We start from the raw sequence: 7445 nt of genomic DNA, 5'->3' as shown, positions 1-7445 counted from the left end.
TAATGCCGATCATTTAAGAATTAGTTAATAGCACTTGAACGATCTTCTAGGTATGTAAGAATCCGAATTCTTTTGTAGAATTCGGATTTTTTTATGCAACTTTCTAATGCTCTCGATATTATTAACAACATCAAACCTAATGACGTTGAAACACTCGTAGATTTACTCCCTTTATCTCTTATCGAAGAAGCCTATGCACTGACCGAAACCGTTACACTACGAAAAAGAAAACTAACCCTAGAATCGATGGCCGATGTCGTTAATATGCTCGACATTGTTGACCGCGAGGGTAAGCCATTTGTTGCGCCAAGTGCTTTAACTCAGTGTCGTAAAAACCTAGGTGAAGCCGCCATGAAAGCCTTATTTGAATGCACCCAAAGGCATTGGAATAATGGCGCTAATCATCCTCATTGGAATGGGCTTACCTTGCTTGGTGTCGATGGTGTTGTTTGGCGTACGGATGACTCACCCCAAAACAATGAAGCCTTTACAAAACCGACCAATACACAATACCCACAGGTCAGAATGGTGTGTCAAATGGAGCTAAGCAGCCACATAATCACGGGGAGTGCTTTTGATGATTACAAGGTCAATGAAATGGTGCTGGCTGAAAAGCTTATAGAAACCACCCCCGATAACAGTCTCACTTTATTCGACAAAGGTTTCTATTCTTTAGGGCTTTTACATAAATGGCAAACGACTGGCAGTGAACGCCACTGGCTAATCCCCCTGAAAAAAAATGTGCAATATGAGGTTATTCAAACATTAGGGCGTAATGATAAATTAGTCCAACTTAGCAGCAACCCAAGAGCAAGAAAGATGTGGCCAACGCTGCCTGACACCTTAATAGCGAGGTTAGTGACTCGAAAAATAAAGGGTAAATCATACAGTGTGATGACATCGATGACAGATCCGATGCGATATCCGTCAGCCGATATAGGCGATTTGTACAGTCACCGCTGGGAGATAGAGCTTGGTTATCGGGAACAAAAGCAATATATGCTGGGCAATCGATTAACATTAAGAAGTCGCTTACCAGCGCTTGTAAAGCAAGAGCTGTGGGGAGTGTTGCTTACTTATAATATGGTGCGATATCAGATGGTAAAAATGTGCCACACATTAAAAGGTGATTATTTACCGTACCAACTGAGTTTCAATGGTAGTTTAGCTCAAATAATGAGGTTGCTTGTTGGATTACCTTATTCAACACCTGGAGCCATACCACGTCAATTAAAATACTTTTATGCGATGGCAGAAAGCCTCATTCTAGAGCCACGAAGGGGGCGAAGTTTTCCTCGTTCAGTCAATCCAAGACCACAGCGGTACGCTAGAAATAAAAAAGCCGTTCACCTTAAGTGAACGGCATTAATGCGCTTGCATACCCTTTTTTTACTTAGAGGTATCGATTATTCAGCAGCTTAATTTCCTTTAACCAAATAACGCTTAGCCCAACAAGAGGCAGGTTAGTAGTTACAGGGTTAAATGCTTCAATAAGTAATTGTGGCTGCACTGCAACTACAGCGAGTAGAAGGCCAATTAACGCTAAAATATTTAAAATTACTAAGTGTTTATTTTTATAAAACACAAATAAACACAATCCAAATATAATTTCGCCAACACCCGCCGAACGTGTAATTAAGTCAGACACTTCTGCTGAAAAATCAGCACTGCCAGTCATTAATTTTTCAAGTGGTGCAATATGATAAAGCTTTGGAAAAAAGCCATGATATATCCAACTTAAACTCACTATGTAGCGAGCAAGTTGAATATAACCGCGATTATTTCCTAGCATTGTCAATACGCTCTTGTGCACTTGGGTGGCTAGATAAGTACTCCAAAAAGTCATTTACTTTTTCGAGGTGCTCGTTTTCGCTGGTATGGCTTTCTTGTAGAGCTTCTATTGCATCAGCAAAGTCATTACTCGAATACCCAAGCGACTCTAATTGAGTCAGCGCAAACGTATCTGCCTCGCGTTCCATATCACGTGAAAATCCTTGCTGAGCAAACGATGCACCGGTACCTAACGCTACTTCGGCAACACCTTCTAAATCACCAAATACAACCGCTAACACAATTGTACTTGCGGCAGATTGTGCTGTAATACGTACGCTATGCTGGTGGACTACATGGCCCATTTCGTGTAGCAATACCGCTTTTAGTGCATTGGGTTTATCGACAAGTAAATTTGCTAAATCATCTGTGACCACGATACGGCCATGGGGTAGTGCAAACGCGTTAGCACCAAAGCTGTCTGATTTATAAAATGATAATCTATAAACCGATTGATCAAGCGATAACGCATTAAGCATACTTGTAAAATGTGCTTGTACTTTAGTTTGCTGCTCTGCGGGCAGCTCACTTGGGTCAAGCGCAATCTTTTTAATTAGTGTAAAGCTTTGCTCCCCCATTTGTTCCACAACATTACGTGGCAGGGTATCAACACTGTAAACAGCAATGGCCGGTACCGCTTTATAAAGTACTAACCACATAAAAAGCGGTGTAAATATGACTGCGGCTAAAATTGCCCATTTACTTTTTTCAAGGCGCTCCATTATGTGATGGTTATTTTCTTTAAATGGCCATCTGTAACTTACATCTTGAGGAATAAAACGACTGCCATCTTCAAAATTTAGTTCGTCGGCAAGTCCTGCCATCCCCGAGCTTAATTTAAGACTTGAGATTGCGTGGCGAGCTATAACGTGTTCATCGTTAATAACTTCAATGTGTGTGTCGCTAATAGTGGCAACACACATTTGATAGTTACTCGATGCGATGGGGAAAAAATGTCCCTTTACATGCATAGTGAGCTCTTAAGTTAGAGAAAGGTCAATATCAAATACGTTTGCAGCTTCTTCAGCAAATGATGATTGCTGTTCTTGCGCGGTATCAATTAGGTTTAATGCACCAGGATAAATAGTGACGTTAGTTACATCAGCGAGCATTTTTGATGTACGTACTTTTGTCCATGGGTATGCAAGCCCTAAAGAAAATACAATAGCCAACATGTTAGTGAGTAGTAAAACAGCGAAAGGAATTGGTTTTAGCTCTGATTTAAATGTAGCAATGCCTTCAAAATGACTGTTATCAAAAATGTGATTTCTAATAGCGGCGTGCCATACAGCAGAAACAATGGCAATCATTAGCACATAGGCAATCATCATAAAGATAGGAAGCATAACCATAGCAGCAGAGTTTTCTAAATTTTGTTGATTTTCAACATCTAATAAATTGAGGCCAAATAATCCTAAAATCCCCATAAATACCACCATGGTGATAGAGCTCACTACAAAGCAAATAAGCGCTGTTAAGTAATAGGTTTCGCCTTTTAGATTTACAGTAAGCGGTTTGTCACCGTAACTAATATTGCTATGGATATAGCTGTCAATACGTTTTATAACGTAAGGCATTAATAAATAAAGCGTAAATATGCTGGCAATAGGTAATAGTATAAAGTTAACAAAGGCTTCGCCATAGCTGCCTTTAAAAGCAAAGCGAACATTACGATGGCGGGTCATACGCAGATTAAAACGTAAACCTTGGTTAATAATCCATGGCATTAAAAAGATAAAACCAAGAGCAATAAATAGGCCTAAAATAGGCATAAAGCTAATAGAGAATGTATAAATAAAAAATACAATAACCGCTAAAATCCGACCTTTTAAAATTTGTATTGGCGTTGCTAAGTAGTCAAAACTATGACCATCTATGCGGGTGTGGCCGTAAAAATAGCGATGCGTACGTACTTTAGCCCACGCTGAGTATATGCCAAGCGTAATAACGCTAAGTAATATATTTACAATCCAAATTCCAAAAAACTCACCGCCTTTACCACTAAACTGCACTTTTCCGCTAAAAATTGGTTCAGCAGGCTCATTTATTGGTGGGGTTGTTTCAGATGGGGTAGGGTGTATTGATTCCATTAAAATTATATCCATGTTGTTTTTTTGTTAATTTACCCATTTTTAGTGCAAAATTCAATGTTTATAATTATCTCACCCTTCTGTAAACAGCTATAAATAGGCGTTTTAAGTATTGAGTTAAATACTCTAATACTTTTTTATAAATAAACCTCGCTGGTTTTATTTATTTGGCTGGTAACTGGGAACTTTAGCTTTTTAATATGCGATTTAGCTACTATACATAGTTAATGCTGCTTAAATGTAATGGCATTAATTATGTATTAAGCACACCTACGTACAATTAAGCTAATTGATTTATATGCCAAAATAATAGATTGTAAGAGTAGTGAGGATGTAAATTTATTTAGGTTTTACAGCTTTTATCACCGCTTTAAATAACATTAGGATATTTATTATGTTTCAAGCAGTCGTGTTAGGGGGATTAGAGTTTAGCCCGCTGATTGTTTACTTCCCAATTGCGTTTATTTTAACAGCGCTGACTCGTTTTGCTTTGCATCGACTAGATTGGCATGACCGTATTTGGAAAGTGGCTTGGTTTGAAGTGTCACTATTTGTTTGTTACTTGGCACTGGCCGTCTATTTACTAAGTGGAAGATAAATTGAATGATTAAATATCTGCGTATTACTTTTACTATCTTGGTTGTTATAGCTGCGGTTTTTGCTGGGCGTTGGGTATGGACTGACTACATGCATACTCCTTGGACGCGCGACGGTCGCATTCGAGCAGACATAGTTACAGTTGCTCCAGACGTTTCGGGTTGGGTCACAACTTTAAATATTAAAGATGGTCAAAACGTACAAAAAGGCGAAGTTCTTTTTAATGTTGATCAAAAGCGTTACCAAGCAGCGCTTGATAAAAGTAAAGCCAATACAGAAAATGCGCTATATACATGGGAACTTGCTAAACATAAATACGAAAGGCGTGTTGAGCTAAGTACCCAACAAGCAATAAGTGAAGAAACACTAGAATCAACACGTATCAACACCAAAATTGCCGAAGCAAATTATAACTTAGCTAAAACAGAGCAAACAATTGCGCAATTAAATGTTGATAGAACGCAAATAGTTGCACCTGCATCGGGGCAAATAATTAATCTGAATTTACGCCAAGGTAACTATGTAGCTCAAGGCACCCCTGTGTTTGCTATCGTGCGGTTAGATTCGTTTTACGTAACGGGTTACTTTGAAGAGAGTAAAATACCGCTTATTTATCCTGATCAAAAAGCTAAAATAGCGCTTTTAAGTGGTGGTAAGCAATTAACAGGGCATGTAGTGAGTGTAGGTAAAGCAATTGCAAATACGAATACACAAAGTAACGGACAACTTTTACCGCAAGTGCAACAAACATTTAATTGGGTACGTTTATCGCAACGTATTCCTGTTGATATTAAGTTAGATTCATTGCCCGAAGATACACAGTTAAGCGCAGGAATGACCGCCACAATACATCTCGCTACACGTTAAGGGGAAGACAGTGGGCGTTGTATTACAAAATTTGTTTTTTCCTAAAAAACAGGCAATTATTTTTGCGACTAAGGGCGTTATAGCCATGGTAATGGCGCTTACTATTGCTATGTGGCTTAATCTTGAAAGACCTTATTGGGCGTTAGTCTCGGCTATATTTTTGCAATTACGCCCGCAAAGCGGATTAGTTATTGAAAAAGCAATTTGCCAAATAATAGGCACCATAGTGGGTGGTTTATTTGGCATATTGCTTTTAACTCAGCTAATTCTTTACCCTTATTTAGCGCTCGGTGCACTTGCATTATGGTTGGGAGTAAACTCTGCGTTATCGGCAATGGTACGCCAAGCAAACTTTGTTTATGCGTTTGCTATGGCAGGTGTAACAGCCGCTATTATTGTACTTTTAGTCATGGTTACTCCGGCAATGGTGAGCAGCCAAAGCATATTTGATATTGCACAAGCGCGCGTGAGTGAAATAGTAATAGGCTCAATATGTGCAGGCCTTGTGAGCCATTTGTTTTGGCCTGTAAAAGTTAAACACTTACTGCAAGTACAAGCGCGGTCGGTTATAAACCAAACGTTAGATTATTTAGTAACTGAGCTTGATTCTAAAGGCTCGCACGAAAATCGCCATCAGCAAATAGATGGCATTATGGCAACATTAGGATCAATAAACGAAGACTCTAGCGCAGTAAGGTACGAAGGGCCAAAAGGTCCAGGGCGCTCACGTGCTGCAAATCAATTGTCGCAAAAAGTACTTTCTTTACTGGCTTCAATTCAAATAATTGGTCGCCTGCAACGAAACCACGCAGACCTTATTACTCCCACATTAGACAAATTAATAAGTAAACTTAAACACGTATTCGCGCAAATTAAAGAATCTGACGATTTTGATTACTGCGCCGAACAAGTTAAAACGCTGCGTAAAGAGCTAACCGACTATAGAGCAAATACGGTGTGTGATTCGCCATTTGAATCTCACATGCTCAATGTGAGCTTAGAAGTGGCAGCCGACTTAACAATTTTACTACGCGCATACAGAGCTTTAGAACAACGCGATAAAACATTATTAAATGCACCCAGTATGCTTACATATCGTGACCCATTAGCTGGCATTATAGTTGGATTTAGAACTGCTTTGGTGTTTTCTATCGGCGCATTTATTTGGATTAATACAGGTTCTTCAGCTGCATTATTAATTATGATATTACCGGTCATATTTTCGATAATGCTGGCGCGAATACCCTTGGCTATTTTACAGGTTGTAATTAAACGTTTATTGGCAGGTATAATTGTTGCTACTTTTGTAACTATTTTTTATGCGTTAAATTTACTGTCGCAAAGTGGAGGGCAATTAGAAATATTATTGCTTGTATTAGCTGGTCCGTATTTTTTAGGTTTGCTGTTACTCGCTGATCAACAAACGCTGCCATACGGCTTAGGGTTTTGTATTCCATTTACTATTTTGGTTAGACCCAGCATGGATATGAGCCTAGCATTTTCAATTGATTATACACTCAGCTCTGCAATCGCTATTTTTGCTGGCGTGAGTATTTTATTTTGGATTTTTCAGTTATTTACAGGACCAAGTGTTCAGTTACTTGTTCATCGTGTTTTTAAGGCTACCTATAAAGATTTACTCGAAATAAATACCCATCAAACTCCGAGTATTTGGTACAACCGCCGCATGGCAGATAGGTTAATACGCTTAACTAATTACGATCAGGGCTCACACTCACGCGCTATTACTGACCTTGCACTAACCGGTCTAAACTTAGGGCATGCTTCAGTGCGATTAAACTCAATTTGCGAAAACCTTGCTGGTGACACAAAGCTAAAATACTTAAATGAGTGGCAACGCACGTTGGCTGATGCATTTATGCTGGCTACCAAAGGTAAGTTTGATGAAAACTTTAAGCAAGCGTCTGATAATCTTTATAATGAATTAGCCGCATCTGTTGGTGATTCAAACCAATTAGAGGCAATAAAAGGGATGTTTATTCGCATTAATCTGACCTTTGAAAGAAGTGCGAGTAAGATAAATTAGCCCTATTCGCTGCT

The 7445-nt window shown here is 39.0% G+C and carries 7 protein-coding genes; 4 read left to right on the top strand and 3 right to left on the bottom strand.

Translation table 11 applies throughout. The features are described from left to right. The first annotated feature begins 93 nt into the window (after nucleotides 1-93). A complete protein-coding gene (locus GQR45_RS19805) occupies nucleotides 94-1359 on the top strand; it encodes an IS4 family transposase (RefSeq protein WP_165726837.1) in 1266 nt (421 codons plus the stop codon). Nucleotides 1360-1393: 34 nt separating this feature from the next. Here GQR45_RS19805 and GQR45_RS19800 read toward each other — a convergent pair whose 3' ends face one another. The 3 genes from GQR45_RS19800 to GQR45_RS19790 are packed head-to-tail and all read right to left on the bottom strand — an operon-like array spanning nucleotide 1394 to nucleotide 3920. Further along, nucleotides 1394-1792 (bottom strand): DoxX-like family protein, encoded by a 399-nt coding sequence (locus tag GQR45_RS19800; RefSeq protein ID WP_165726836.1) that lies wholly within the window; start codon nucleotides 1790-1792, stop codon nucleotides 1394-1396. Further along, nucleotides 1779-2801, bottom strand: a complete 1023-nt coding sequence (locus GQR45_RS19795; RefSeq protein WP_165726835.1) for a M48 family metallopeptidase — start codon at nucleotides 2799-2801, stop codon at nucleotides 1779-1781. Before GQR45_RS19795 ends, GQR45_RS19800 begins: the two co-directional genes overlap by 14 nt. Before the next feature lie 9 nt (nucleotides 2802-2810). Next, nucleotides 2811-3920, bottom strand: a complete 1110-nt coding sequence (locus GQR45_RS19790) for a YjgN family protein (RefSeq protein ID WP_165726834.1) — start codon at nucleotides 3918-3920, stop codon at nucleotides 2811-2813. Between the two features lie 394 nt (nucleotides 3921-4314). Between GQR45_RS19790 and GQR45_RS19785 the strand changes: the two genes are divergently transcribed. From GQR45_RS19785 to GQR45_RS19775, 3 genes are read left to right on the top strand one after another with little or no spacing between them, the layout of a single operon-like run. Continuing rightward, entirely contained in the window at nucleotides 4315-4518 is a 204-nt protein-coding gene (locus GQR45_RS19785) for a DUF1656 domain-containing protein (protein WP_008171772.1), read from the top strand. 5 nt (nucleotides 4519-4523) lie between these two features. Then, the gene (locus GQR45_RS19780) at nucleotides 4524-5384 is read left to right on the top strand and encodes an HlyD family secretion protein (RefSeq protein WP_165726833.1); all 861 of its coding nucleotides are present in this window, start codon (nucleotides 4524-4526) and stop codon (nucleotides 5382-5384) included. 10 nt (nucleotides 5385-5394) lie between these two features. Next, on the top strand, nucleotides 5395-7431 hold the full coding sequence (locus tag GQR45_RS19775) for an FUSC family protein (RefSeq protein ID WP_165726832.1): 2037 nt from the start codon (nucleotides 5395-5397) through the stop codon (nucleotides 7429-7431). The last annotated feature ends 14 nt before the right edge of the window (nucleotides 7432-7445 follow it).

This window comes from Pseudoalteromonas sp. SA25 (genome assembly GCF_011378705.1).
In the GTDB taxonomy this organism is placed as follows: domain Bacteria; phylum Pseudomonadota; class Gammaproteobacteria; order Enterobacterales; family Alteromonadaceae; genus Pseudoalteromonas; species Pseudoalteromonas arctica.
The sequence above is the reverse complement of the archived record's forward strand: the minus strand, read 5'-3'. Positions and strand labels throughout refer to the sequence as shown.